This window comes from Streptomyces sp. Root1304 (genome assembly GCF_001426405.1).
GTDB lineage: Bacteria > Actinomycetota > Actinomycetes > Streptomycetales > Streptomycetaceae > Streptomyces.
This window is the reverse complement of the sequence record NZ_LMEP01000012.1, coordinates 537580-562087: the sequence shown is the minus strand read 5'-3', so window position 1 is coordinate 562087 and position 24508 is coordinate 537580. Positions and strand designations below refer to the sequence as shown.

At 73.9% G+C, this 24508-nt stretch carries 22 protein-coding genes and 1 pseudogene; 13 read left to right on the top strand and 10 right to left on the bottom strand.

Annotated features, from left to right (window positions below; translation table 11 throughout):
- Nucleotides 1-72: 72 nt before the first annotated feature.
- On the bottom strand, nt 73-774 hold the full coding sequence (locus tag ASD33_RS15410) for a hypothetical protein (RefSeq protein WP_056559245.1): 702 nt from the start codon (nt 772-774) through the stop codon (nt 73-75).
- A gap of 75 nt (nt 775-849) precedes the next feature.
- Here ASD33_RS15410 and ASD33_RS15405 point away from each other — a divergent pair, with 75 nt between their 5' ends.
- The 3 genes from ASD33_RS15405 to ASD33_RS15395 all read left to right on the top strand — a co-directional run bounded on the left by ASD33_RS15405 (nt 850) and on the right by ASD33_RS15395 (nt 4569).
- Nucleotides 850-1572, top strand: coding sequence for an aquaporin (locus tag ASD33_RS15405; RefSeq protein WP_079044786.1), 723 nt, complete (start codon nt 850-852; stop codon nt 1570-1572).
- A gap of 37 nt (nt 1573-1609) precedes the next feature.
- Nucleotides 1610-2299 carry an ElyC/SanA/YdcF family protein gene (locus ASD33_RS15400; protein WP_056559242.1) on the top strand — a complete coding sequence of 230 codons (690 nt, stop codon included), beginning with the start codon at nt 1610-1612 and terminating at the stop codon, nt 2297-2299.
- A gap of 149 nt (nt 2300-2448) precedes the next feature.
- Nucleotides 2449-4569 (top strand): molybdopterin oxidoreductase family protein, encoded by a 2121-nt coding sequence (locus ASD33_RS15395; protein ID WP_056559239.1) that lies wholly within the window; start codon nt 2449-2451, stop codon nt 4567-4569.
- 54 nt (nt 4570-4623) lie between these two features.
- On the opposite strand, the gene cutA is transcribed toward ASD33_RS15395, so the two are convergent.
- The 4 genes and pseudogenes from cutA to ASD33_RS15375 form a co-directional block, all read right to left on the bottom strand.
- Entirely contained in the window at nt 4624-5343 is a 720-nt protein-coding gene (gene cutA, locus ASD33_RS15390) for a divalent cation tolerance protein CutA (protein WP_056559236.1), read from the bottom strand.
- The gene (locus ASD33_RS15385) at nt 5340-7235 is read right to left on the bottom strand and encodes an ABC transporter ATP-binding protein (protein WP_056559232.1); all 1896 of its coding nucleotides are present in this window, start codon (nt 7233-7235) and stop codon (nt 5340-5342) included. Before ASD33_RS15385 ends, cutA begins: the two co-directional genes overlap by 4 nt.
- Nucleotides 7232-8840 (bottom strand): annotated as a pseudogene (locus tag ASD33_RS15380) (ABC transporter ATP-binding protein). Before ASD33_RS15380 ends, ASD33_RS15385 begins: the two are co-directional and overlap by 4 nt.
- 12 nt (nt 8841-8852) lie before the next feature.
- A complete protein-coding gene (locus ASD33_RS15375) occupies nt 8853-9515 on the bottom strand; it encodes an NAD(P)H-dependent oxidoreductase (RefSeq protein ID WP_056559228.1) in 663 nt (220 codons plus the stop codon).
- A 92-nt stretch (nt 9516-9607) separates the two neighbouring features.
- Between ASD33_RS15375 and ASD33_RS15370 the strand changes: the two genes are divergently transcribed.
- From ASD33_RS15370 to ASD33_RS15350, 5 genes are all read left to right on the top strand, one after another.
- On the top strand, nt 9608-10375 hold the full coding sequence (locus tag ASD33_RS15370; RefSeq protein WP_056559225.1) for an aminotransferase class IV: 768 nt from the start codon (nt 9608-9610) through the stop codon (nt 10373-10375).
- A gap of 82 nt (nt 10376-10457) precedes the next feature.
- A complete protein-coding gene (locus ASD33_RS15365) occupies nt 10458-11159 on the top strand; it encodes a TetR/AcrR family transcriptional regulator (protein ID WP_056559221.1) in 702 nt (233 codons plus the stop codon).
- A complete protein-coding gene (locus ASD33_RS15360) occupies nt 11156-12553 on the top strand; it encodes a carotenoid oxygenase family protein (protein ID WP_056559218.1) in 1398 nt (465 codons plus the stop codon). Before ASD33_RS15365 ends, ASD33_RS15360 begins: the two co-directional genes overlap by 4 nt.
- Nucleotides 12554-12749: 196 nt before the next feature.
- Nucleotides 12750-13262: a hypothetical protein gene (locus ASD33_RS15355; protein WP_056559216.1), complete on the top strand. Its 513-nt coding sequence runs from the start codon at nt 12750-12752 to the stop codon at nt 13260-13262.
- Between the two features lie 98 nt (nt 13263-13360).
- A complete protein-coding gene (locus ASD33_RS15350) occupies nt 13361-13978 on the top strand; it encodes a class F sortase (protein WP_056559213.1) in 618 nt (205 codons plus the stop codon).
- A gap of 34 nt (nt 13979-14012) precedes the next feature.
- Here the strand turns inward: ASD33_RS15350 and ASD33_RS15345 are convergent, their stop codons facing one another.
- Nucleotides 14013-14798: a TSUP family transporter gene (locus tag ASD33_RS15345; RefSeq protein ID WP_056559210.1), complete on the bottom strand. Its 786-nt coding sequence runs from the start codon at nt 14796-14798 to the stop codon at nt 14013-14015.
- 266 nt (nt 14799-15064) lie between these two features.
- Nucleotides 15065-16471: a ferric reductase-like transmembrane domain-containing protein gene (locus ASD33_RS15340; RefSeq protein ID WP_242426990.1), complete on the bottom strand. Its 1407-nt coding sequence runs from the start codon at nt 16469-16471 to the stop codon at nt 15065-15067.
- A 237-nt stretch (nt 16472-16708) separates the two neighbouring features.
- Between ASD33_RS15340 and ASD33_RS15335 the strand changes: the two genes are divergently transcribed.
- The 5 genes from ASD33_RS15335 (at nt 16709) to ASD33_RS15315 (ending at nt 22257) form a co-directional block, all read left to right on the top strand.
- Entirely contained in the window at nt 16709-17905 is a 1197-nt protein-coding gene (locus ASD33_RS15335) for an FAD-dependent oxidoreductase (RefSeq protein WP_056559208.1), read from the top strand.
- Entirely contained in the window at nt 17902-20448 is a 2547-nt protein-coding gene (gene nirB, locus ASD33_RS15330) for a nitrite reductase large subunit NirB (protein WP_056559205.1), read from the top strand. Before ASD33_RS15335 ends, nirB begins: the two co-directional genes overlap by 4 nt.
- Nucleotides 20445-20777 (top strand): nitrite reductase small subunit NirD, encoded by a 333-nt coding sequence (gene nirD / locus ASD33_RS15325; RefSeq protein WP_056559202.1) that lies wholly within the window; start codon nt 20445-20447, stop codon nt 20775-20777. Before nirB ends, nirD begins: the two co-directional genes overlap by 4 nt.
- A 37-nt stretch (nt 20778-20814) precedes the next feature.
- Entirely contained in the window at nt 20815-21399 is a 585-nt protein-coding gene (locus ASD33_RS15320) for a TetR/AcrR family transcriptional regulator (protein WP_056559199.1), read from the top strand.
- A gap of 96 nt (nt 21400-21495) precedes the next feature.
- Nucleotides 21496-22257: an SDR family oxidoreductase gene (locus ASD33_RS15315; RefSeq protein WP_056559196.1), complete on the top strand. Its 762-nt coding sequence runs from the start codon at nt 21496-21498 to the stop codon at nt 22255-22257.
- A 73-nt stretch (nt 22258-22330) separates the two neighbouring features.
- Here the strand turns inward: ASD33_RS15315 and ASD33_RS15310 are convergent, their stop codons facing one another.
- The 3 genes from ASD33_RS15310 to ASD33_RS15300 all read right to left on the bottom strand — a co-directional run bounded on the left by ASD33_RS15310 (nt 22331) and on the right by ASD33_RS15300 (nt 24465).
- On the bottom strand, nt 22331-22744 hold the full coding sequence (locus ASD33_RS15310) for a VOC family protein (RefSeq protein ID WP_056559193.1): 414 nt from the start codon (nt 22742-22744) through the stop codon (nt 22331-22333).
- A gap of 89 nt (nt 22745-22833) precedes the next feature.
- A complete protein-coding gene (locus tag ASD33_RS15305) occupies nt 22834-23283 on the bottom strand; it encodes a group III truncated hemoglobin (RefSeq protein WP_056559190.1) in 450 nt (149 codons plus the stop codon).
- A gap of 102 nt (nt 23284-23385) precedes the next feature.
- The gene (locus ASD33_RS15300) at nt 23386-24465 is read right to left on the bottom strand and encodes a hypothetical protein (protein WP_056559186.1); all 1080 of its coding nucleotides are present in this window, start codon (nt 24463-24465) and stop codon (nt 23386-23388) included.
- Between the last annotated feature and the right edge of the window lie 43 nt (nt 24466-24508).

The window sequence follows — 24508 nt, the reverse complement described above, 5'->3', positions numbered from 1 at the left end:
CGCAGATTGCCTGCCCGTTGCGCGGGGGTGACGACTTCTTTCCGTGGGCTCACGGGTGCCGTGCGAGGGATGTCAGGCGTCGAGCCAGACCCGGAGCGGGCCGATCTCCTCGAAGCCGGTGGCGAGGGCGGGCGGCAGGTCCTCACCGGATTCGTAGCCGACGACGGGGCGGTCGGTGGGGGCGGCGCCGAGGACACCCGCCCAGGCGGCGGACGGGTCGGTGCCCTCCGTGGTGAAGAGGTTGGAGACACCGGTGACGCGGGCGCTCGCGGTGAGGACGGCACCGCCGAGGATCCGCCCGTGGGACGTGTATCCGGCGACGACCGTCGTCGCCGGATCGGCGAGGAGCTCGGGCCGGAACAGCGTCGCGTCGCCCGCGTCTCCGTCGCTCCAGGCCAGGGCCCAGGCGGCGAGCTCCTCCGGGGTGCGGACCGGGCGCCAGTCGCCGGTGGCGGCGGGGAGCGGGAGTCCGGCGGCACGGTGGATCCACTGCGCCTCGACGATGACGCGGAAGCCCTCGGCGGCCAGGTCGAGGCGGGCGTAGCTGTCCTTCACCGAGGCATAGGGGGTGGTGCGGTCGATGCCGGTCAGGACGTCCTCGACGGTCGCGTCCCCGGTCAGCGTCACCGCCTCCGGGTAGTAGAGCGGGGTGCGGCGGTCGTTGGTCCAGGCGCGGACGCCGAAGGTGCCGGGGTGTCCGTGGGCGTGGCACATGGCCTGGCACCACTCGGCGTTGTTGCGGACCGCGTCCCCGAGGGCGTCGTCGATGATCATGGGCGGATCGTATGGGTCGACGCACCTTCCCCTCCCCTCTTTTTTCCTTCCGAATCACGGAATATCTTTTCCGCTATGAGAATGTCCCCGCCCGCGCTCCCCCGGCGCGTCGCCGCCGAGTTCATCGGCACCGGCGCCCTCGTCGCCGTCGTCGTCGGCTCCGGCATCCGCGCCGACTCCCTGAGCCAGGACATCGGCGTCCGGCTGCTCGCCAACGCCGCCGCCTCCGCCCTCGGCCTCGGGCTGCTCATCGCCCTCATCGGGCCGCTCTCCGGCGCCCACTTCAACCCCGTCGTGACCCTCTCCGAGTGGTGGTCCGACCGCCCCGAGCGCGGCGGCCGCGAGGCCGCCGCCTACATCGGCGCCCAGGTCACCGGTGCCGTCGCCGGGGCCCTGCTCGCCGAGGCCATGTTCGGCCGGACCCCCGGCGGCTGGGCCACCGAGCCGAGGTCCTCCCTCCACCTCCTCCTCGGGGAGGCCGTCGCCACGGCCGGGCTCGTCCTCGTCGTCCAGGGCCTGCGGCACATCGGCCGCCCCGCCCTCGCCCCGGTCGCCGTCGCCGGCTACATCGGCGCCGCCATCTGGTTCACCTCGTCCGGGTCCTTCGCCAACCCGGCGGCCACCGTCGGCCGCGCCCTCACCGACTCCTTCACCGGGATCGCGCCCGCCTCCGTGCCCGCCTTCGCCGCCGCCCAACTGCTCGGCATGCTGCTCGGGATGGCCCTGGCCGGTGTGTTGTACGGAACAACCCGCACGTCCGGCGAACCGAATCCCGCCGACGCGCGTCGGACGGGGTGACAGACCGACACCGCTCCCGCACCACGGAGGTCCCCGCATGCCGGCACGGCTCACCCGGCTGATCCCCCGCACCACCCGGGCCCGCCGCCGTACCGTCCAGGCCGTGATGCTGGGGGCCGTGCTCGCCCTCGCCCCCGCCACCTGGATGCACACCGTCGCCGCCGGGAAGCTCCGTACCACCGCCGACGTGCCCGCCCGGGACGTCGGCGTCGTCTTCGGCGCCGGGCTGTGGAACGGCCGCCCCACCCCGTACCTCGCGCACCGGCTCGACACGGCCGCCGAGCTGTACCGGACGGGCAAGGTCCGGGTCCTCCTCGTCACCGGCGACAACAGCCGGACCGCGTACGACGAACCCAGCGCCATGCGCGCGTACCTCACGGCGCGCGGGGTGCCGGACGGCCGGATCGTCAGCGACTACGCGGGCTTCGACACCTGGGACTCCTGCGTCCGCGCCCGGAAGGTCTTCGGCGTCGACCGGGCCGTGCTCGTCACCCAGGACTTCCACATCAAGCGGGCCGTCGCGCTCTGCGGGCGGGCGGGCGTCGACGCGTACGGCGTCGGGGTGCCCGAGCCCCACGACCGCACCTGGTACTACGGCACCACCCGGGAGCTGTTCGCGGCCGGCAAGGCCTCCCTCGACGCCGCCCTGCGGCCCGACCCGCACTTCCTCGGACCGGAGGAGAAGGGCGTCACCGAGGCGCTGGCCTCGGCCCACGCCCGTCGGTGACGCGAGGGGCCGGCGCGTGAGGCGGGCGGCCGGCCCTTCCCTCCGGGCCGCGCCCTCACCCCGGAGACGGCGCGGCCCGGAGGGCATGGCACCGCGCCCGTAATGAGCGGTGCCGCCCCGCGTAACACTCCTGACGCACGCTGAACCGCATGTCCGAGGTCACCGCCGTACCCACCCACTGCCCCTACTGCGCCCTGCAGTGCGGCATGTCGCTCCGCCCCACCGGCGCCCCGGAGCTGCCCGCCGAGGTGGTCGAGCGGGCCGACTTCCCCGTCAACCGGGGCGCTCTGTGCGGCAAGGGCCGCACCGCCCCCTCCGTACTCTCCTCCCGGGTCCGGCTCACCGAGCCCCTGGTCCGGCGCCCTGACACGGGGGCCCTGGCGCCCGCGTCCTGGGAGGAGGCACTCGCCGCCGTCGCCGACGGGCTGCGCCGCACCCGCGCCGGTCACGGCCCCGACGCCGTGGGGGTCTTCGGCGGCGGCGGTCTCACCAACGAGAAGGCATACACGCTGGGCAAGTTCGCCCGGCTCGTCCTCGGCACCTCGCAGATCGACTACAACGGGCGCTTCTGCATGTCGTCGGCGGCCGCCGCCCACGGCAGGGCCTTCGGCCTCGACCGGGGACTCCCCTTCCCCCTGGAGGACATCCCGAAGACCGGGTGCGTGATCCTCGTCGGCTCCAACCTCGCCGAGACCATGCCGCCCGCCCTCCGGTACCTCACCGAGCTGAGGGAGAACGGCGGGAAGCTGATCGTCGTCGACCCGCGCCGCACCCGCACCGCCGAACAGGCCGACCTGCACCTCGCCCCGCGCCCCGGCACCGACCTCGCGCTCGCCCTCGGCATGCTGCACCTGGTCGTCGCCGAGGGGCGGGTCGACGAGGAGTTCGTCCACCACCGCACCACCGGCTGGGAGGCCGCCCGCGCCGGGGCCATGTCCCACTGGCCCGAGCAGGTCGAGCGGATCACCGGCGTACCGGTGCCGCAGCTCCGGGAGGCCGTCGCGCTGTTCTCCGACGCCGCCACCGGCATGGTCCTGACCGCGCGCGGCCCCGAGCAGCAGTCCAAGGGCACCGACACCGTCGGCGCCTGGATCAACCTCTGCCTGGCCACCGGCAAGGCGGGCCGCCCGCTCAGCGGCTACGGCTGCCTCACCGGCCAGGGCAACGGCCAGGGCGGCCGCGAGCACGGCCAGAAGGCCGACCAGCTACCCGGCTACCGCAAGCTCGACGACCCCGCCGCACGCGCGCACGTGGCCGGGGTCTGGGGGGTGCCACCCGAGTCGCTGCCGGGCCCCGGGCGGAGCGCGTACGAGCTCCTCGACGCGCTCGGCGGCGACGTGAAGGCCCTGCTGCTCATGGGCTCCAACCCGGTGGTCTCCGCACCCCGCGCCGCACATGTGGAGGAGCGGCTGCGGTCGCTGGACTTCCTCGCCGTCGCGGACGTGGTGCTCTCCGAGACCGCCGCGCTCGCCGATGTCGTCCTGCCCGTCACCCAGTGGGCGGAGGAGACCGGCACCATGACCAACCTGGAGGGACGCGTCCTGCTCCGGCGCCGCGCCCTCACCCCGCCCGCCGGGGTGCGCAGCGACCTGGAGGTGCTGCACGCGCTCGCCGGGCTCCTCGGCTGGGAGAAGGGCTTCCCCGCCGAGCCGGAGGAGGTCTTCGACGAGCTGCGCCGCGCCTCGGCCGGCGGTCCCGCCGACTACTCGGGCATCGACTACCGGCGGATCGAGGAGGAGCAGGGCGTCTTCTGGCCCTGCCCGGCGGCCCCGGAGGGCGACGGGGTCCATCCGGGGACGCCCCGGATGTTCCTGGACCGGTTCGCGACCGAGGACGGGCGGGCCCGGTTCGTGCCGGTGGTGCACAGGGCGGCGGCCGAGGAGACGGACGCCGAGTACCCGGTGGTCCTCACCACCGGGCGGGTCGTGTCCCAGTACCAGTCCGGGGCGCAGACCCGGCGGGTCGCCGAGCTGAACGCGGCGGCGCCCGGCCCCTTCGTGGAGCTGCACCCCCGGCTGGCCGAGCGGCTGGGGGTGGCCGAGGGCGAGCGGATCGCGGTGGTGTCGCGGCGCGGGCGGGCGGTGGCACCGGCCCGGATCACCGCCGCCATCCGGCCGGACACGGTCTTCATGCCGTTCCACTGGTACGGGGAGGGGCGGGCCAACACCCTCGTGAACCCGGCGCTGGACCCGGTGTCCAGGATGCCGGAGTTCAAGGTGTGCGCGGTGCGCCTGGAGCCGGTGGCCGCCGAGGGCGCCGAGGCGGGCTGAACCGGCCGGGCACGCGACGGACCCCGGGGCCGACCGCCGTGCGCACCCCACGCCCTACGGCCGCCTGAACCAGTCCCCGCTCTCGATGACCTCGCCGAGCGGCGCGTCCGGTGCCGCCAGGAACACCCAGGCGGACACCCGCGCCCCGTCCCGTACCCGTTCGACGTCCATCGCCACCCGCTCGTACCCGACGGGCAGCTCCAGGCGGTCGAGCAGCCCGAACAGGTCGCTGTAGTCACCGGGCGAGGGTGTGAGGAGCGTGCCGACCACCGTGCCGCCGTCGGCCGGGACGACGTACGGGTAGCCGGGTCCGTCGTGCAGGACCGCCCCGTGCAGCACGGCGTCCGCCTCGGTGCCGATGCGGCCGGCGAGGAACCGGTCGTGGTTGTACGCGCCGGGGCGCAGCGTCCCGTACACGAAGAACGGCCGCTCGTCGTCCGTCGGGCTCACGACCGCCTCGGCCGCCTCCGTCTCCCGCTCGACCCAGCGGGCGTACTCCGCGCCGACCCGGGTCGTCCGGGTGGCGAGGATCTCGGGCGTCTCGTAGTCGTGGGCGACGAGCAGGTGCGCCTCCAGGGCCGGGTAGCGGGCCTCGGTGGTCTTGAACTCCACCTGCCACTCCTCGGTCGTCTCGATCGCGCCCCGCCAGTGGTAGACGGAGGTGACGGGCCCCGAGATCTGCGCGCAGGCGACGAGCCGGGCCTCGACGGCGCCGCGCGCCAGGGCCTCGGCCTTGGCGCGCGCGTCGGTGGTGGTGCGGACGGTGACGATCACGTCTCCACCGTACGGGCGAACTGGGCGGCGTGCAGCCGGGCGTACGCCCCTCCGGCGGCGAGGAGTTCCTCGTGGCCGCCCTGTTCGGCGATGGCTCCGTCCTCCATGACCAGGATGGTGTCCGCGTCCCTGATCGTGGAGAGCCGGTGGGCGACGACGAAGCTGGTGCGGCCGGCCCGGAGCGAGGTCATCGCCTGCTGGACGAGGACCTCGGTGCGGGTGTCGACGGAGCTGGTGGCCTCGTCGAGGACGAGGATCACCGGGTCGGAGAGGAACGCGCGGGCGAGGGTGATCAGCTGCTTCTCGCCGGCGCTGAGGCCGCCGCCGTCCTCGTCGAGCGCGGTGTCGTACCCGGCGGGCAGGGTGCGGACGAATCGGTCGGCGTGCGCGGCCCGCGCCGCCTCGACGATCCGCTCGCGGGAGACCTCGCCGGGCACCCCGTACGCGATGTTGTCGGCGATGGTGCCGCCGAACAGCCAGGTGTCCTGGAGGACCATGCCGATGCCGGAGCGCAGTTCCTCCCGGGTCATCGTGGCCGTGTCGACCCCGTCGAGGGTGATCCGGCCGCCGGTGACCTCGTGGAAGCGGAGCAGCAGGTTCACCAGGGTGGTCTTGCCGGCGCCGGTCGGGCCGACGATCGCGACGGTCCGGCCGGGCTCGACGGTGAGCGAGAGGTCCTCGATGAGCGGCCTGCCCGGCTCGTAGCGGAAGGCGGCCTTCTCGAAGGAGACCCTGCCGCGCAGCTCGGCGGGCCGCTGCGGCGCCACCGGGTCCGGGGTCTCCTCCTCGGCGTCGAGGAGGTCGAAGACCCGTTCGGCGGAGGCCACCCCGGACTGGAGGAGGTTGGCCATCGCGGCGACCTGGGTGATCGGGCCGTTGAAGTCGTACGAGTACTGGACGAAGGCCTGCACGTCGCCGACGGAGAGGGTGCCGCTCGCCACCCGCAGTCCGCCGACCACGGCGATGGCGACGTAGTTGAGGTTGCCGACGAAGGTCAGCGCGGGCTGGATGAAGCCGGAGACGAACTGGGCGCGGAAGCTCGCCCGGTACAGCTCCTCGCCCAGCTCGTCGAAGCGGCGCACGGCCTCGGCGCGCCGGCCGAAGGCGACGACCTCGGTGTGGCCGGTGATCATCTCCTCGACGTGGCTGCCGAGCCGGCCGGTGACCGCCCACTGCTTCACGAACTGCGGCTGGGCGCGGCGGCCGACGAGGGCGGCGACGGCGATCGAGACGGGCACGGTGGCCAGGGCGACGAGGGCGAGCAGCGGGGAGATCCAGAACATCATCACCAGGACGCCGGCCAGGGTCAGCAGGGCGCGGACCATCTGGCTGAAGGCCTGCTGGAGGGTCTGGGTGACGTTGTCGATGTCGTTGGTGGTGCGGGAGAGCACCTCGCCGCGCGACTGCCGGTCGAGGTACGTGAGGGGCAGCTTCGCCAGTTTGTGCTGGGCCTCCCGGCGGAGCCGGTGGCCGGCCCGCTGGACGACGGTGGTGGCGATCCGCAGCTGGGTCCAGGTGAGGAGGGAGGACCCGGCGACGACCAGGGCGGAGAGGGCGAGGAGCCGGCCGGCGGCCGGGAAGTCGACCCCGGCGGGGCCGGTCGCGCCGGTGATGACGAGGTCGGTGGCGCGGCCGAGGAGGAGCGGGCCGAGGACGGAGAGGGAGACGGCCGCGGCGCCGGCGGCGAGGACGCCGAGGAGGCGGGCCCGGTCGGGGGCGAGGGTGCGCAGGAGGCGGAGGCCGGAGGCGCGGAAGGAGAGGGAGCGTTCGAGGGAGGGGGTGGCGAGGCCGGGGCCGCGCCGGGGCGGGGGGCCGGTGCGGGCGGGGGCGGCCGCGGGGGTGGGGGCGGAGGGAGCGGGGGCAGGGGTACGGGTCGCGGTCGGCGTGCTCACGCGGCTTCCTCCTCGGTGAGCTGGGAGAGGACGATCTCCCGGTAGGTGGCGTTGTCCCGCATCAGGGACGTGTGGGTGCCGGTGCCGACGCTCCGGCCCCGGTCGAGGACGACGATCCGGTCGGCCTGCCGGATGGTGGAGACCCGCTGGGCGACGATGACGACGGTCGCGTCCGCCGTCTCCTCCCGCAGGGCGGCGCGGAGCCGGGCGTCGGTGCCGGGGTCGAGGGCGGAGAAGGAGTCGTCGAAGAGGTAGAGGCGGGGGCGGGCGACGAGGACCCGGGCGATGGCGAGGCGCTGGCGCTGGCCGCCGGAGAAGTTGGTGCCGCCCTGGGAGACGGGCGCGTCGAGGCCTTCGTCGAGCGCGCGGACGAAGTCGGCGGCCTGGGCGGTCTCCAGGGCGTGCCAGAGTTCTTCGTCGGTGGCGTCGGGCTTGCCGTAGCGGAGGTTGGTGGCGACGGTCCCGGAGAAGAGGTAGGGTCGACTTGCCGCTGCCGGTGGAACCGATGATCGCGGTGGTCTCACCGGGCCGGGCCACCAGCCCGACGTTCCTGAGGACGGATTCCTCCGCGCCCGGGTAACGGAAGTCCGCGCTCCTGACCTCCAGGTGCCCGCGCCGGACCGCCGTCCTCACCGGGTCCACCGGCGGGGCGACGGACGGGCGGGTGTCGAGCACCTCGCGGACGCGTTCGGCGCCCGCCTCGGCCCGGGGCATGTTCATGAGCAGGAAGAGGACCATCATCACGGACATCGAGGTCTGGAGGAGATAGCCGAGGAAGGCGACGAGCCCGCCCGGCTGGAGGGCGCCGGAGTCGATGCGGTGGGCTCCGACGTACACGAGGGCGACGGTCGTCAGCTGCCAGACGATGAGCACGGTGGGGAACATCAGGGCCTGGAGGCGGCCGGCCCGCAGCCCGACGGAGAGGAGTTCGTCGTTGGCGGCGGCGAACCGTTCCCGCTCGTGCCGGTCGCGGACGAAGGCACGGACCACCCGGACGCCGGTGATCTGCTCGCGCAGCACCCGGTTGGCGCGGTCGACGCGCTCCTGCATGCCCCGGAAGAGCGGCCGCATCCGCAGCACGACGGTGCCGACGGCCCCGGTCATCACGGGTACGAAGAGCAGCAGGACCAGGGCGAGCGGCACGTCCTGGCGCAGGGCCATGGCGATGCCGCCGAAGCAGAGGAGGGGCGCGGCGACCAGCATGGTCAGGACGAGGACGGTGAAGGTCTGGATCTGCTGGACGTCGTTGGTGGTGCGGGTGATGAGGGAGGCGGCGCCGAAGCGGCCCCGCTCCCGGGCGGAGAAGTCCTGGACGTGCCGGAAGACCTCGGAGCGCAGGTCGCGGGCGACGCCCATGGCGATCCGGGCGCCGGTGTAGGTGGCGGCGGCCGCGGCCGCCGCCTGGAGGAGGGTGACGGCGATCATCGCGGCGCCCCCCTGGAGGACACGGTCGGTGTCCCCGCGGAGGACGCCCCGGTCGATGATTCCGGCGTTGAGGGTGGGCAGGGCGAGGGAGGCCAGCGTCTGGACGAGCTGGAGTCCGACGAGGAGGGTGAGGAGGCGCCGGTGGGGCCGGAGGCGGGGCGCGAGGAGTCGCAGCAGCACGGTGACGGCTCCTCACTTGCCGTACGGCTGGACGGCCTTGGCGTCCTTGAGGGCACGGCCCCACCAGGCGAGCTGGTCGAGGAGGGCCTTGGCGGCGATCTCGGCGCCGACCGGGTCCTTGTGGCGGCCGTCCTCGTCGAACTGCCCGTGGGCGTGGTGGAAGGAGACGGTGTCGCGGACGGTGACGGCGTGCATCTCGGCGTAGACCTGGCGCAGTTGCTCGACGGCGCGCAGGCCGCCGGAGATGCCGCCGTAGGAGACGAAGCCGACGGGCTTGGCCTGCCATTCGGTGTAGTGCCGGTCGATCAGGTTCTTGAGGGAGGCGGGGAAGGAGTGGTTGTACTCGGGGGTGATGACGACGAACGCGTCGGCCTCCTCCAACAGCGGGGTGACCTTGGCGAGTTCGGCACGGACGGCCGGGGAGGGGTGGTGGGAGAGGGAGGTCGGGAGGTCGACCTCGGCGAGGTCGACGACGGTGACGGCGAAGTCCTCGCGCTCGGCGAGACGGGAGCGGAACCAGTCGGTGACGACGGGGGCGAAGCGGCCTTCGCGGTCGCTGGCGACGACGAGGGCGAGGGTGAGGGGCCGGGTCCGGGCCTGACCCTGCGTCTGCGTCTGTGTCTGCGCCTGGGCCTGGGCCTGAACCTGCGTCTGGGTGGAGTTCGTGATGTCCATGCCGAGGATCGTGGTACCTCAAGTTTGGTTGAGGTCAAGCGCCGGTCTCCGGGACTTCCCCGAGCCCCTTTCCCGGGACGTACGGTGAGCCCATGACGACTCCGCCTCCGCACATCGAGATCGACGGCGCCCCGGTGGCCGACCCCGGGACGCTGGCCGCCGTCATGACCGGCTTCGGCCACTTCACGGCCATGCAGGTGCGGGACGGCCGCGCGAAGGGGCTCGACCTCCACCTCGCCCGCCTGGACCGCTCCACCCGGGAGCTGTTCGGCCGGGGCCTCGACGGCGAGGAGGTCCGCGCGCTGGCCGCCGGGGCCCTGGAGCGGGCCGGGCGGCGGGACGCCTCGCTGCGGGTGTACGTGTACCCGGGCGTCCGTGTCGCGGTCACCGTCGCCGCGCCGGCCCCGGACGGCCCCGGCGCCCCGCAGCGACTGGCCACCGCCGAGTACTGGCGCCCCGCGCCGCACATCAAGCACCTGGGCGGTTTCGGCCAGAGCTACCACCGCGAGGCGGCCGTGCGGGCCGGCTACGACGAGGCCGTGCTGACCTCCCCGTACGGCGAGATCGCCGAGGGTTCGATCACCAACATCGCCTTCTGGGACGGCACTTCGCTGGTCTGGCCGTCGGCGCCCTGCCTCGAAGGGATCACGATGGCGCTGCTGGCGCCCCGGCTGCCGTCGGTGCGGCGCCCGGTCACCCTGGCCGATCTCGCGGGCTACCGGGCCGCGCTCGTCACCAACTCCCGTTCCGTCGCGCCCGTGACGGCGATCGACGAGGTCGCGTTCGCGGTGGACGAGGAGCTGATGGGCCGGGTGCACGCGGCCTACGACGCGGTGGAGTGGGACGAACTCCGGCCCTGAGACGCCCTGTTCGCGCACGGCTCGCCAGGAAGTCCGCGCATCACCCTGGTAACACCGTTACCGCTTGGATACGGTGTTACCCATGAGCACGCCCTACCAGGACGCCCAGCGCCTCGGCCAGAACGCCGTGCGCACCACGATCCTCGACCGCTCCATCGCCCTGCTCGTCGCGGAGGGCCCGGCCGCCCTGACCGTCCGGCGGATCTCCACCGACATCGGCGCCTCGACCAAGGTCATCTACACGATGTTCGGCGGGAAGGAGGGGCTGATCGACGCGCTGTACCGGGAGGGCTTCGCCCGGCTGCGCCGCACCCAGGAGAGCATCCCTCGCGGCGACGACCCGCTGGCCCACCTCATCGCGCTCGGCACCGCCTACCGCCGCCACGCGCTGGCCGAACCGGCCTACTACCGGGTGATGTTCGAGCAGCCCGTGCCGGGCTACCGGCCCAGCCCGGAGGCACTCGCCGTCGCCGGGACCGCCTTCGAGACCTCGACCGCCGCCGTCGCCGCCTGCATGGACGCCGGGTTCCTCCGGCCGGGCGACGCCCACGAGGTCTCCAAGATCTTCTGGGCCGCCTCGCACGGCGCGGTGAGCCTGGAGATCGCCGGACACTTCGCCCCGGAGGAGGCCGGCGCCCGCTACGAGGCGCTGATGGCGGCGGTGGGCCGGGCGTACGCGCCGGAGCCCACGGACCCCGAGCCCACCCGCGACACGCCGGAGCCCACCGACCCCGAGCCCACCCGCGACACGCCACACACCGCCCCCGCCGGGAGCCCCCGATGACGACCACCCGCCGCAACCGCTACCTCTCCGGCAGCTTCGCCCCCGTCACCGAGGAGGTGACTGCGCACGACCTGCCGGTCACCGGGCGGATCCCCGCCCACCTCACCGGCCGCTACTTACGGAACGGCCCCAACCCGCTCGGCGTCGAGGACCCCACCGCCCACATCTGGACCCTCGGCGCGGGCATGGTGCACGGCGTCCGCATCCGGGACGGGCGCGCCGAGTGGTACCGCAACCGCTGGGTCCGCTCCGGCTCCGTCGCCGACCTGCTGGGCGAGCCGCGCCGGGGCACCCCGGTCGACGAGCGCCTCGACGTCTCGCCGAACGTGCAGGTCGCGGGGCTCGCGGGCCGCACCTACGCACTCATCGAGGGCGGCATCCGCCCGTACGAACTCGGCTACGAGCTGGACACTCTGGGCCCCTGCGACCTGGGGGCGACCCCGGAGGGGTACAGCGCCAACGCCCACTCGCTCTTCGACCCGCACACCGGCGAACTGCACTCGCTCGCCTTCCGCTACGGCTCGGACGACGTCCAGCACATCGTCATGGACGCCGCCGGAACGGTACGGCGCACCACCACCGTCCGGGTGCCCGGCAACCCGTACATGCACGACTTCGCGCTCACCGAGCACCACGTGCTGCTCTTCGACTCCCCCGTGGTGTTCAGCCCCGCCCACCTCGCCACCGGCGTGCCCTTCACCTGGGACGAGGGGCGCGGGGCCCGGCTGGGCGTGCTCCCCCGCGACGGCCGGGGGGAGGTCCGGTGGTTCGGTCTCGCGCCCGGCCTGGTGGGGCACACCCTCAACGCGTACGAGACGGGCGCCGGGGAGATCGTCGTCGACGTCGTCCGGCACGGCGAGGGCTTCGACATCAGGGACGTGGGCGCGAGCCGCCCGACCCTGGACCGCTGGACGGTCGACCTCGCGCGGGGGACGGTGCGGGAGGACCGGCTCGACGACCGCGTCCAGGAGTTCCCGCGCGTCGCCTCCTCCCGCACCGGGCGCCCGCACCGGTACGGGTACACCGCCGCCGTCGAGCTGTACGCCGCGCCCGCCGGCCCCGGCGACGACCGGCCGGAGGAGGGGTTCAGCAACGCCCTCCTCAAGCACGACCTGGAGCGCGGCACCACGGAGGCGCACGAGTTCGGGCGGTACGGGACCGTCGGCGAGGGGGTCTTCGTGCCCGCCGAGTCGCCGGTGGCCGAGGACGACGGGTACGTGATGGCGTACGTCTTCGCGCCGGAGCGGGCCGCGACCGATCTGGTGGTCCTGGCCGCCCGCGACTTCTCCGGCGCACCGCTCGCCCGGGTCCACCTGCCGGTACGGGTCCCGCTGGGGCTGCACGGGAACTGGGTCCCGGACCTCGTCACCCGTTCGGCACCGGGTGTCAGCTGACGCCGCGAAACCCGCTCTGACCTGCGTAGACATCGGAGATCCAGTCGACACACCGTATCGGACGGCCCAATCCTGATGCCTCATCAGCAGGCGCGGGGCGCGCGGCGGCTCTTATCTCGGTCTCAGAAGGTCCACCCGGGAAGTCCCTCCCGGGAGGACCGCACGGCATGACCGCTCGCGCGCCCCGGAGGCCCCCATGCGCACCACTGTCCGTCTGTTCACCGGTACCGCGCTGACGGTCGCCGCGCTCGGGGCGTTCGCCGCCCCCGGGGCGTACGCCAACAACAACAATCCGGAGTCGCTCGAAGTCTTCCCCTCCTCCGCATCCCCCGGCACCACCGTCACCGTCAACACCCTCGCCTGCGGGAAGCACGGTCACGGCGTCGGGGACGCGAACTCGCTCGGCGCGGGCGAGTTCCAGCTGAACCCGAGCACCCACAAAGAGGTCGTGGTCGGTCAGTTCGACGTGCCGGAGCACGCCAAGCCCGGCACCTACGGCATCAGTGTGGCCTGCGACAACGGCAGGACGGCCCGGGGCGACCTGACCGTCAAGCACCGGGGTCCGAGCGGCCACGTCCAGACCGGTGTCGGGGGCAGTGTGGGCCCCGACACCGCCCAGGTCACGGCAGGTGCGGCGGTGCTGGCCGCTGCTGCCGTGGGCGGGGTCTGGCTCCTGCGACGCCGGGCGAGCGGCGCGCAGGGGCACTGAGACCCCCGCCTGTCCTGCCCCCGCCGAGCGCCCGAACACGGCCCGGCGGGGGCAGGGCCACATCACCACCGGCCCCGTGAGGACACGAAGGAAACCAGGTGAGCAACAGGAGCAAGGGCTGGGGCATAGCCGTGGCCGCCGGCGTCGGGATCTGGCTCGTGCAGAACGGCTCGGAGCAGGTCACCCCGCCCGTACCGTCGGCCGCGCAGGCCTTCGCCGCCGGGCCGAGCGTGCACACCGACGCCGCCGCCGACCCGCTGCCTCCGTCGCCGCCGGTCCGGCTGCGCATCCCGGAGACCGACGTGGACACCCCGATGATGCGGCTCGGTCTGGCCGCGGACGGTTCGCTCGACGTGCCGCCGGCGCGGGACCGGAACATGGCCGGCTGGTACGGGGACGGCACCGCGCCCGGCGCCAAGGGCACGGCGATCGTCGCGGGCCACGTCGACAACGCCGACGGGCCCGCCGTCTTCTACACCCTCGGCGCGCTGAAGAAGGGCCATCGGATCGAGGTGGACCGGCAGGACGGGCGTACGGCGGTGTTCACGGTCGACGCGGTCGAGGTCTACGGGAACGAGGACTTCCCCGACCGGAAGGTGTACGACGAGGCCGGCCGGGCCGAGATCAGGGTGATCACCTGCGGCGGCGGCTTCTCGAAGAAGAACGGCTACCAGGGGAACGTGGTCGCCTTCGGGCACCTCATCGGGGTCAGGTAGGCGGCGGGCTTCACGCCCAGCCCGGGGACGGGCCTCACGCCCACTGGTCGAAGGCGAGCTTCGCGACCAGCGAGAGCACGACGACCAGCAGCACCCCCCGCACGAACTCGGCGCCCTTGCTGAGCGCCATCCGCGCCCCCACGGTCCCGCCGATCAGGTTGAAGACCGCCATGACGGCGGCGAGCTGCCAGTACACGGTGCCCTGGTAGGCGAACATCGCGAGCGCGCCCGCGTTGGTGCAGACGTTGACGATCTTCGCGGTGGCCGAGGCCGTCACCAGGTCGAGGTGGAGCACGGCGGTCAGCGCGAGGACCAGGAAGGTGCCGGTGCCGGGCCCGAACAGGCCGTCGTAGAAGCCGATCCCGCCGCCCACGACGACGATCGCGGTGACGATCCGGGCCCGGGTCAGCGGCGCCCGGTCCTCCCCCTCGGCCTTCACCCCGAAGGACGGCCGCAGCATCACGAAGGCCGCGACCGCGAGCAGCACCACCATGATCACCGGGCGCAGGACCTCGCTGCTGATGCCGGCCGCGAAGAAGGCGCCGCACATGGAGCCGGCGAGGGCCGCGAGTCCGATCCGCACCGCCGTCCCCACCTGGACGGGCGCCTTGCGGAGGTAGGTGACGGCGGCCCCGGTGGTGCCCACGATCGAGACCGCCTTGTTGGTGCCGAGGATGTGCGCGGCCGGGACGTGCGGGAGCCCGAGCAGCAGGGCGGGCAGCTGGAGCAGCCCGCCACCGCCGACCACGGCGTCGATCCAGCCCGCCACGAGCGCGGCGAGGCAGAGCAGGACAAGGGTGGTCAGAGATATCTCGGGCATGTCCGTGAGACTAGGGAGGCGGTCGTTGCCCCGTCCATCAATCCCTGGAGAGTTGAGCTACGTCTGAGCTTGCGGCGCCCGGCTCCCGGTCGGGGGCCGGCGGGGCGGCCGGGCTGACCGAGGCGGTGAGGAAGGTCGCGGCGAGCGCCCCGGCGCCGATCAGCGCGGCGGCGAGCCTGCGCCGGGCCTGCCGGACGGTGGGAACGCGCGGTGCGCCGTGCCGTCCGGGGACGCGGGGTCCGCCGTGTCGTCCGGATGCGTCGTGTCTAGCCATGGTCGAAGTCCTCGCTGTGGATGCGGGAGGCCGGCACCCCGGCCCGGATCAGATGGGCGGTGGCGGCCCGTGCCATCGCCGGCGGCCCGCACAGGTACACGTCGTGGGCGGCGAGTTCGGGCACGAGGTGGCGCAGGGCGCGGGGCGCGAGCGGGTCGAAGGAGTCGTCCGAGGGGCCGAGGAGGAAGTGGAGCGCGGCCTGCCGTTCGCGGGCGATGGCCTCCAGTTCCGTACGGAGGACGAGTCCGGCCGCGTCCGAGGCCCGGTAGAGCAGGGTCACGTCGCCGGGCCCGCCGGGCAGGGTCTCGAAGAGGGCGCGCAGCGGGGTGATGCCGACGCCGCCGGCGAGCAGCAGGACCTTGCGGCGGGTGCGGCGGTGGGCGGTGAGCGCGCCGAAGGGTCCGGCGGCCAGGACCCGGGTGCCGGGGCGGAGCCGCCGGATGCGGCGGGTGTGGTCGCCGAGCGCCTTGACGGTGATCCGCAGGGTGTCGTCGCGGACGGGCGCGGAGAGGGAGAAGGGCAGGGCGGTCGCCCAGAGTCCGCGCCGCAGGAAGCGCCAGCGGAAGAACTGGCCGGGTTCCGCCTGGAGCCGGGCCACTCCCCTGCCCCGGACGAGGACGGAGACGACGCCGGGGCCCTCGTCGCGGACTTCCGCGACCCGCAGTTCGTGACGGAGGGCGGCGCGGACGGGGACGACGACCCGGTACCAGAGGAGGAGGACGGCGACGGTGCCGTGGGCCATCGACCAGAGCCAGCGGGCGAGGAGGCTGTCGGCGAGGTCGGGCCCGGCGAGCTGGTGGACGAAGCCGAGGGCGGCGGCAAGGAGCCCGCCGAGGTGCACCGCCCGCCAGGTCTCGTGCGGGAGGCGACGGCGTACGCCCCGGGCGGAGGTGACGCCGACGGCGACGAACAGGGCGGTGCCCGCGGTGGCGGCGGCGATGGCCCCGTATCCGAGGAGGCCCCCGGTGGCGGTGACGAGGTCGGTACGGGTGTGCACGGCGTAGCCGATGAGGGCGAGGAGCGCGTGGGCGCCGATCAGGCCGAGGACGTACCGGCCGCCGAGGGCGTGCCAGCGGGCGAGCCGGTCCGCGCCGACGCCGTGCTCGACGGCGGGGACGCGGGCCATGAGCAGCAGGAGGACGAGGACGCCGTAGCCGGCGAGGAGGCCGGTGAGGTGGGCGCCGGTGGCGAAGAAGGCGTCGAGCCGGGCGGAGGGCCGGGCCTGGAGACCCCAAAACAGGGCGACCGCTCCGGCCCCGGCGAGGATGCCGGTCCGCAGCCGGTCGGGGGCGAGGCGGAGGGCGGGGACGGGGGCCGGCGCCGCGGTGGCCGGTGGGGCGGGGGCCGGCCTGCCGGGCAGGGGCACGTAGAGCGGGTGGGGGCGGGCCTCGGAGGTCACATCCGGCACCCTAGGGTCGCCCGGGTACGGCAATCCGCAGCTCAGGCCCGTCGGCCCGATCCTTAAGGCGGGCTTGAGCCGAGCCTGACCACGGGTTAACCCTCGGCCCGGTCTTCGGTGCGTCCACCGGTCCGGCCGTGCCCTCACAGCGCTCCCGGCGGGCCACGGAGATCAGCGTTCCGTACGGGAAACAGCCGGGATGCCGTCGGGTAACACCCGCCGCGCACGCTTCCCGTCATGAGTACACGGATCGTGGTGGTCGGGGGCGGAACGGCGGGCGCCCGGCTCGCCCAGCGCCTCCCCGTCACCCTCCTCGGCGAGGAGCGGCACGCACCGTACAACAGGGTGCTGCTCGCCGACGTCCTCGCCGGGCGGTACGCCCCCGAGGTGATCGCCCTGCCCGGGACCCGGGAGCCCGCGCGGCTCGGGACGCGGGCGGTGCGGATCGACCGGGCGGCGCGGACGGTGGAGTGCGCGGACGGCTCCCTCGTCGGCTACGACCGGCTGGTCCTGGCCACCGGCTCCAACCCGGTGCTGCCGCCGCTGCGCGGGGTGCGCGGGGCGGAACTGCCGGAGGGCGTCCACCCCTTCCGTACCCTCGACGACTGTCTGGAGCTGCGCTCCGTCGTCCGGCCCGGGGTACGGGCGGTGGTCATCGGCGGCGGCCTCCTCGGCGTCTCGGCGGCCCGCGCCCTCGCCGCGCTCGGCGCGGAGGTGGTCCTCGCCCAGCAGGGCGAGCGGCTGATGGAGCGCCAGCTCGACGCCCAGGCCTCGGCCCTGCTGCACGAGCACGTCGAGGCGCTCGGCGTCGAGGTGCACACCGAGTGCCGGGTCAGCGGCCTCCGGCAGCGCGACGGGGCGGTCACGGCCGTCGAGCTCGCCGACGGCTTCGTCCTCGACGCCCAGGTCGTCGTCCTCGCCTGCGGGGTGCGCCCCCGCGTCGCCCTCGCCCGCGAGGCGGGGCTCGACGTCGCCACCGGCGTCGTCGTCGACGACGAACTCCGCACCTCCGACCCGTACATCCACGCGGTCGGCGACTGCGCGGAGCACGGGGGCCGCAGCTACGGCCTCGCCGGACCGGCGCTCGAACAGGCCGACGTGCTGGCGGACCTGCTCACCGCCGAACTCTCCGGCGCGCGCTACACCGGCACCCGCGCCCTCACCCGGCTCACCCTCGGCGGTGCGCGGCCGCTCGACCTCGCCGCCTTCGGCGAGGTCACGGCGCGGCCGGGCGACGAGGTCGTCCAGCTCACCGACGCCACGCGCAGCGCCTACCGCAAGGTCGTCGTCCGCGGCGACCGGCTCGTCGGGGGCGTCCTCCTCGGCGATCTGGCCGCGGTCGGGTCGCTCGCCCGCGCCTGGGAGGGCGACGAAGCCCTGCCCGACGACGCCCCCCTGCTCCACCTGCTCACCCACGACGGAGGCTCCTCATGACCACCCCCACCATCGTCCTGGTCGGCCACGGAATGGTCGGCCAGCGGTTCCTTGAGGCGCTCGCGGACCGTGGCGTCACCGAGCGGGCCCGGATCGTGGTCCTCTGCGAGGAGCCGCGCCCGGCCTACGACCGCGTACAGCTGACCTCGTACTTCTCCGGGAAGACCCCGGAGGACCTGTCGATGGTCGAGGCGGGTTTCCTGGAGAAGCACTCGATCGAGCTGTACGTGGGCGACCCGGCCGAGTCGGTGGACCGGGAGGCCCGTACGGTCACCGCACGCTCGGGGCGGGTCTTCGCGTACGACACGCTGGTCCTGGCCACCGGCTCGTACCCCTTCGTGCCACCCGTCCCCGGCAAGGACGCCCGCGGCTGCTTCGTCTACCGCACGATCGAGGACCTCCTCGCGATCGAGGAGTACGCGCGGACGGCGACGACCGGCGCGGTCGTCGGCGGCGGGCTGCTCGGCCTGGAGGCGGCGGGCGCGCTCAGCGGGCTCGGACTCGACACCCACGTCGTGGAGTTCGCGCCGCGCCTGATGCCGGTGCAGGTCGACGAGGGCGGCGGCGCGGCCCTGCTCCGCACGATCGAGCGGATGGGTCTGACCGTGCACACCGGCACGGGCACCCAGGAGGTGGTGACGACGGACGGCGCCGTGACCGGGATGAAGCTCTCGGACGGCTCCGAACTGCCCACGGACATGGTCGTGTTCTCCGCCGGGGTACGGCCCCGGGACCAGCTGGCCCGCGACTGCGGCCTCACCGTCGGGGAGCGCGGCGGCATCGCCGTCGACGAACGGTGCCGCACCTCCGACCCGGCGGTCTTCGCGATCGGCGAGTGCGCGCTCGCCTCGGACGGGCGGGTCTACGGCCTGGTGGCGCCGGGCTACGAGATGGCGCAGACGGCGGCGGCGACGATCGCCGACGAGGAGGGCGGAGACGGCTTCACCGGTGCCGACATGTCGACGAAGCTGAAGCTGCTCGGCGTGGACGTGGCCTCCTTCGGCGACGCGCACGGCGCGGCCGAGGGCTGCCTCGACGTCGTGTACGCCGACTCCCGCTCGGGCGTCTACAAGAAGCTGGTGATCTCCGGCGACGGGGTGCTGCTGGGCGGTGTCCTGGTCGGGGACGCCGAGCAGTACGGGCTGCTCCGCCCGCTCACCGGTTCCGTGCCGCCCGTCTCCCCCGAGCAGCTGGTGCTCCCGGCCGGTGCGGGCGCCCCCGTGGCACTCGGCCCCTCGGCGCTGCCGGACGACGCGGTGATCTGCTCCTGCCACAACGTGACCAAGCACGCGATCGGCCAGTGCTCCTCGCTGCCCGAGGTGAAGAAGTGCACCAAGGCCGGTACGGGCTGCGGCAGTTGCGTGAAGACGATCGAGAAGCTGCTGCCGGCCGCCGTCGACAAGGGGCTCTGCGGCTGCTTCTCGTACACCCGGAGCGAGCTGTACGAGATCGCCCGCACCCTGCGGCTGACCTCCTTCGCCGCGCTGCTCGACTCGCACGGACGGGAGGAGGCGCGGGGCGGCGAGGGCTGCGAGGTCTGCAAGCCGACCGTCGGCTCGATCCTCGCCTCACTGGCCCCGGTGCTCGGCATCGACGGATACATCCTCGACGGGGAGCAGGCCGCCCTCCAGGACACCAACGACCACTTCCTCGCCAACATGCAGCGCAACGGCTCCTACTCGGTGGTGCCGCGCATCCCCGGCGGCGAGATCACCCCGGAGAAGCTGATCGTGATCGGCGAGGTGGCCCGGGACTTCGGTCTCTACACGAAGATCACGGGCGGTCAGCGGATCGACCTCTTCGGCGCCAGGGTCGACCAGCTCCCCTCCATCTGGACCCGGCTGGTCGACGCGGGCTTCGAGTCGGGGCACGCGTACGGAAAGGCGCTGCGCACCATCAAGTCCTGCGTGGGGCAGACCTGGTGCCGCTACGGCGTCCAGGACTCCGTGAGGATGGCGATCCAGCTGGAGCTGCGCTACCGGGGCCTGCGCGCCCCGCACAAGCTGAAGTCGGCGGTCTCGGGCTGCGCCCGCGAGTGCGCCGAGGCCCAGTCGAAGGACTTCGGGATCATCGCGACGGCGAACGGCTGGAACCTCTACGTCGGCGGGAACGGCGGCGCGACCCCGCGCCACGCGGACCTGCTCGCCCAGGACCTGTCGGACGCCGAACTGGTGCGCCTGATCGACCGGTTCCTGATGTTCTACATCCGGACGGCGGACCGCCTTGAGCGGACGTCGACCTGGCTGGAGCGCCTGGAGGGCGGGCTCGACCACCTCAAGGACGTGGTGGTGGGGGACTCGCTCGGGCTCTGCGACGAACTGGAGGCCCTGATGGCGGCGCACGTCGCCGGCTACCAGGACGAGTGGGCGCGGACCCTGGACGACCCGGAGCGACTGCGGCGCTTCGTCTCCTTCGTGAACGCGCCCGGGGCGCCGGACCCCTCGGTCCGCTTCGTGCCGGAGCGCGACCAGATCAAGCCGGACCTGACGATCCTGACGCTCGGCAGGACGAACAGCACCCTGGAAGGGGCCACCTCGCGATGACGACGACCCTCGAACTCTCCCCGTCCCCCGACTCCTGGCTGTCGGTCTGCGAGGAGGCCCGGCTGACCCCCGGCCGGGGCGTGGCGGCGCTGCTGCCGGACGGCCGGCAGGCGGCGGTCTTCCGTGACCGGTCGGGCCGGACGTACGCGATCGACAACCGCGACCCGTTCACCGGGGCGCAGGTGCTCTCCCGGGGGCTCGTCGGCTCCTCGGACGGGCGGCCGTTCGTGGCCTCGCCGCTCCTGAAGCAGCGCTTCGACCTGGAGACGGGCCGGTGCCTGGACGACGACGGGGTGACGGTGGCGGTGTATCCGGTGCGCCTGAAGTAGCTTGACCGATCGTTCCAGAAAGCCGTACGGTCATCTCGTGGCCAGGACCAAGGAATTCGATCCGGAGGCCGTGCTCCAGGCGGCGCTCGAACTGTTCTGGGCGCGCGGCTACGAGGCGACGACGATGTCGGACCTCGTGGAGCACCTCGGCATCGGCCGGGCCAGCCTCTACGCGACCTTCGGCAACAAGCACGCGCTGTACCTGAAGGCGATGGACCGCTACCTGGAGACCCGCGACCCGCGGATCGTCGAGGAGCTGTCCACGCCGGGCCCCGCCCTGCCGGCCGTCCGCGCGCTCGTCCGCCGCTTCGCCGCCGAGGCGACGGCGGACGGGGAGCGGCTGAACGGCTGCTTCGTCACCAACTCGGCGGCGGAGCTGGGACCGCACGACACGGCGGTCGCCCGCCGGGTCGAGCTCAGCTGGGAGCTGATCGAGACGCTGCTGCACGGGGCGCTCACCCGGGCCCGCGCCGGGGGTGAACTCCCGGCCGACCGGGACCCCCGGGCGCTCGCCCGGATGCTGCTCGTGCTGATGCAGGGCGTCCGGGTGGTCGGCAAGGTGACGAGCGATCCGGCGCGGGTCCGCGACGCGACGGAACAGGCCCTGGGCCTGCTGGACTGAGGACGGGCGCCCACGGGGGGCGCCCTTTCTTCGGACCTCATTTTGGAACGTACGGTCAAGTTTCATCGACTGATGAACATCACAGGGGAGTCCTTCATGTCCGCACGCTTCACCGACCGCGTCGCCCTCGTCACCGGGGCCGGTTCCGGTCTCGGCCGGGCCATCGCGCTCGCCTTCGCCGCCGAGGGCGCGAAGGTCGTCGTCGCCGGCCGTACGGAAGGGCCGCTGAAGGAGACGGTCGCCCTGATCGAGGCGGCCGGGGGCACGGCCGCGGCCGTCACCGCCGACGTGTCCGGGGCCGCGTCCACAAGGGAGCTGGTCCGGCGCACGGTCGAGCTGTTCGGCGGTCTCGACGTGGCCGTGAACAACGCCGGGGTCTTCCGCGGCGGGCACAGCGCCGCCGACTTCCCCCTGGACGACTGGCGGACGCTGCTCGACATCAACGTCACGGGGGTGCTGCACGCCCTCCAGGCCGAGGTGGCGCACATGCGGGCGCACGGCGGCGGGGCCATCGTGAACATCGCGTCGAACCTGGGCCCGCACGTCCGGATCCCCGGCCTCTTCGGCTACCAGGTGTCGAAGGCGGCCGTGTCGGCGCTGACCAGGGCGGCGGCCCTGGACCACATCGGCGACGGGGTCCGCATCAACGCGGTGAGCCCCGGGGCCTCGGAGTCCACCATGTCGCTGCGGCCCGGCGAGACGGAGGCCGAGCGGGAGGTCCGGATGAAGGGGGAGTCGCCGCTGGGCAGGATCTCCTCGGCGGCCGAGGTGGCGGCGGCCGTGCTGTACCTCGCGTCGGACGCGGCGGGCTCCGCCGTCGGCACGGACCTGGTGATCGACGGCGGCGTCTCCGCCTGAGCGGTTACGCCTTCGGGGGCCCGGCCGCGTGCGCACGTCTCCGGGCCCGGCCGCGTACGCACGGGTCCGGGGCTCAGCCCTGGGCCGCCGCCGGGTCCATCCAGAAGATCTCCCAGTGGTGGCCGTCCAGGTCGGTGAACGAGCGGCCGTACATGAAGCCCATCTCCAGGGGCTCCTTCGCCGGGGTGCCACCGGCGGCGAGCGCGGCGTCGGCCAGCTCGTCGACCTTCGCGCGGCTCTCGGCGCTCAGCGTCACCAGGACCTCGGTGCTCTTGGTCGCGTCGGAGATCTCCTTGCCGGGCGCCATGAAGGACTGGAACTTGGGCTCTTCGAGGAGCATCGCGAAGATCGTGTCGCTGATGACCACACAGCCGGTGGTCTCGTCGCTGAACGCCGGGTTGATGGAGTAGCCGAGCTTCTCGAAGAAGGTCTTGCTGGCGGAGACGTCCTTGACGGGCAGGTTCACGAAGATCATCTGCGGGGCCATGATGTGCTCTCTTCCCTCGTGCGGTGCTGTCGAGAGGTAGGACGGGCCCGCCCCTCGAAACTCATCGCTCTCCCCGGAATTCTTTTCGTTCAGGCGACGGAACGCAGTTCCAGGGCCGCCAGGGGGACGAACCCGCCGCCCCCGCCGCCGGTCGCCGCCCCGGGCCCGGCGAGCCGCCGCAGCAGGGCGAGGGCGATCCGCTCGCCCTGCGCCTTGGCGCGCTCGGCCCGGGGCCCGGAGTGCAGCCCGTCGACGGTGGCCCGCCAGAGCTGCACCCAGCGGCCGAAGTGGGCGGCGGTGAGGGGCCGCGCGCGGTGCAGGGCGGCGTGCGGGGCGAAGGCGTCGCGCCGGTAGTCGGCGGTACGGAGGAGGGCCCGCTCCCAGAAGTCCACGATGTGCGGCAGATGGGCCTCCAGGTCGGTCCCGGCGACCTCGGTGAAGAAGGGCCCGATGAGCGGATCGGCGAAGGCGGCGCCGTAGAAGCGCCGCAGCAGCACGTCGAGGTCGTCGCGGTCGCTGATGTCCCGGGTGGCACGCATGCCCCCAGTGTCCCCCGTCGGCACGGGCGTGCCCAAGGGCCGAAGGCCCCGTACGCCGGACCGCGGCACCGTACGCCGGACCGCGGCCGAAAGCCCCGCGCCTCAGACCGTCCAGCGGTGGAGCGTCGCGCCCGCCTCGTCGCGGGTGAGCCAACTGCCGTCGCCGAGGGGGTGGGCCGGGCCGTCGACGGGGCCGCCGGGATACGTGACGGTCCCGCGTATCTCCAGGGTGCGGGCGTCGAGCAGCCAGTGGCGGGGGCCCGCGTCGTCGACGTCGTACTCGACGCCGGTGGTCGCGAGGACGGTGCCGGCGTCCACGAAGCCGGGCCGGTGGTCCCACGGCAGCTCGTCCTCCTCGGACTCCTCCGACGCCGGGACCGGCCCCCGCTCGGCCAGGACCGTGCCGTCCAGGGCGTGCAGCCGCAGGTCGTCCCCGTAGTGCTCGATGGTCAGGAAGCCCTCGTGGGCCGGGTGGACGTCCGCGAGGATGCGGTCGAGCGTCTCGTTGAGGTCCCACACGGTCGGCCGTTCGCCGTCCCAGCACGCCCAGTACAGCAGGACCCCGTCCTGGCCCATGCCGATGCAGAGCCCCATGTGGACGCCGTCGGGGTGGGAGAGGTGGGAGGAGCCGGCGGCCGCGCTGTCGTCGAGGGGCAGCCGGGCCAGCTCGCGGCCGTCCCGCGCGTCGAGCACCGACCAGCACTCCTCGTACGCCTCCCCCGGGACCAGGGCGTGCGCCCAGACGAAGCGGCCGTCGTCGGAGATCCGGCAGGAGCCGTGCTCGAAGCCACCGCAGATCTGCTGCTCGTCGCCGGTGTGCGGGTGGCCCGCCTCGGGGCCCCAGCAGGGGTGCCGGTGCTCCCACAGCGTCGCGCCGTCCGCGCCGACGGCCCGGACCGCCCGCTGGCCGGAGAAGACCGCGAAGGTGCCGTCCGGGCCGACCGAGGCCCCGCCCCCGTCCCAGCCCGGCCAGGGCCTCGGGAAGACCGTCCGCGGCGCCCGTTCCCCGGCGAACAGGTCCTCCAGGTCGTACACCTCCAGGCTGTCGCCGCGGAACAGCAGGGCGCGGCGGGTGCCGTCGGCCCGGCTCTCCACGGCTGTGTTCCGGAGCAGCCCCGAGCCGGCGGGCAGCCGTGCCGAGCCGAGCGGACGGGCGAGGATCGGACGTGCGGAGATCGACATGGCCTGAAGGTAGCGGCCCGCACCGACAGGCGGACGCCCGCCC

What these genes read in the sequence shown, in the direction of transcription:
- ASD33_RS15410 (WP_056559245.1), bottom strand. Translation starts at nt 774, where the DNA reads ATGATCATCGACGACGCCCTCGGGGACGCGGTCCGCAACAACGCCGAG.
- ASD33_RS15405 (WP_079044786.1), top strand. Translation starts at nt 850, where the DNA reads ATGAGAATGTCCCCGCCCGCGCTCCCCCGGCGCGTCGCCGCCGAGTTC.
- ASD33_RS15400 (WP_056559242.1), top strand. Translation starts at nt 1,610, where the DNA reads ATGCCGGCACGGCTCACCCGGCTGATCCCCCGCACCACCCGGGCCCGC.
- ASD33_RS15395 (WP_056559239.1), top strand. Translation starts at nt 2,449, where the DNA reads ATGTCCGAGGTCACCGCCGTACCCACCCACTGCCCCTACTGCGCCCTG.
- ASD33_RS15375 (WP_056559228.1), bottom strand. Translation starts at nt 9,515, where the DNA reads ATGGACATCACGAACTCCACCCAGACGCAGGTTCAGGCCCAGGCCCAG.
- ASD33_RS15370 (WP_056559225.1), top strand. Translation starts at nt 9,608, where the DNA reads ATGACGACTCCGCCTCCGCACATCGAGATCGACGGCGCCCCGGTGGCC.
- ASD33_RS15365 (WP_056559221.1), top strand. Translation starts at nt 10,458, where the DNA reads ATGAGCACGCCCTACCAGGACGCCCAGCGCCTCGGCCAGAACGCCGTG.
- ASD33_RS15360 (WP_056559218.1), top strand. Translation starts at nt 11,156, where the DNA reads ATGACGACCACCCGCCGCAACCGCTACCTCTCCGGCAGCTTCGCCCCC.
- ASD33_RS15355 (WP_056559216.1), top strand. Translation starts at nt 12,750, where the DNA reads ATGCGCACCACTGTCCGTCTGTTCACCGGTACCGCGCTGACGGTCGCC.
- ASD33_RS15345 (WP_056559210.1), bottom strand. Translation starts at nt 14,798, where the DNA reads ATGCCCGAGATATCTCTGACCACCCTTGTCCTGCTCTGCCTCGCCGCG.
- ASD33_RS15335 (WP_056559208.1), top strand. Translation starts at nt 16,709, where the DNA reads ATGAGTACACGGATCGTGGTGGTCGGGGGCGGAACGGCGGGCGCCCGG.
- nirB (WP_056559205.1), top strand. Translation starts at nt 17,902, where the DNA reads ATGACCACCCCCACCATCGTCCTGGTCGGCCACGGAATGGTCGGCCAG.
- nirD (WP_056559202.1), top strand. Translation starts at nt 20,445, where the DNA reads ATGACGACGACCCTCGAACTCTCCCCGTCCCCCGACTCCTGGCTGTCG.
- ASD33_RS15315 (WP_056559196.1), top strand. Translation starts at nt 21,496, where the DNA reads ATGTCCGCACGCTTCACCGACCGCGTCGCCCTCGTCACCGGGGCCGGT.
- ASD33_RS15310 (WP_056559193.1), bottom strand. Translation starts at nt 22,744, where the DNA reads ATGGCCCCGCAGATGATCTTCGTGAACCTGCCCGTCAAGGACGTCTCC.
- ASD33_RS15305 (WP_056559190.1), bottom strand. Translation starts at nt 23,283, where the DNA reads ATGCGTGCCACCCGGGACATCAGCGACCGCGACGACCTCGACGTGCTG.
- ASD33_RS15300 (WP_056559186.1), bottom strand. Translation starts at nt 24,465, where the DNA reads ATGTCGATCTCCGCACGTCCGATCCTCGCCCGTCCGCTCGGCTCGGCA.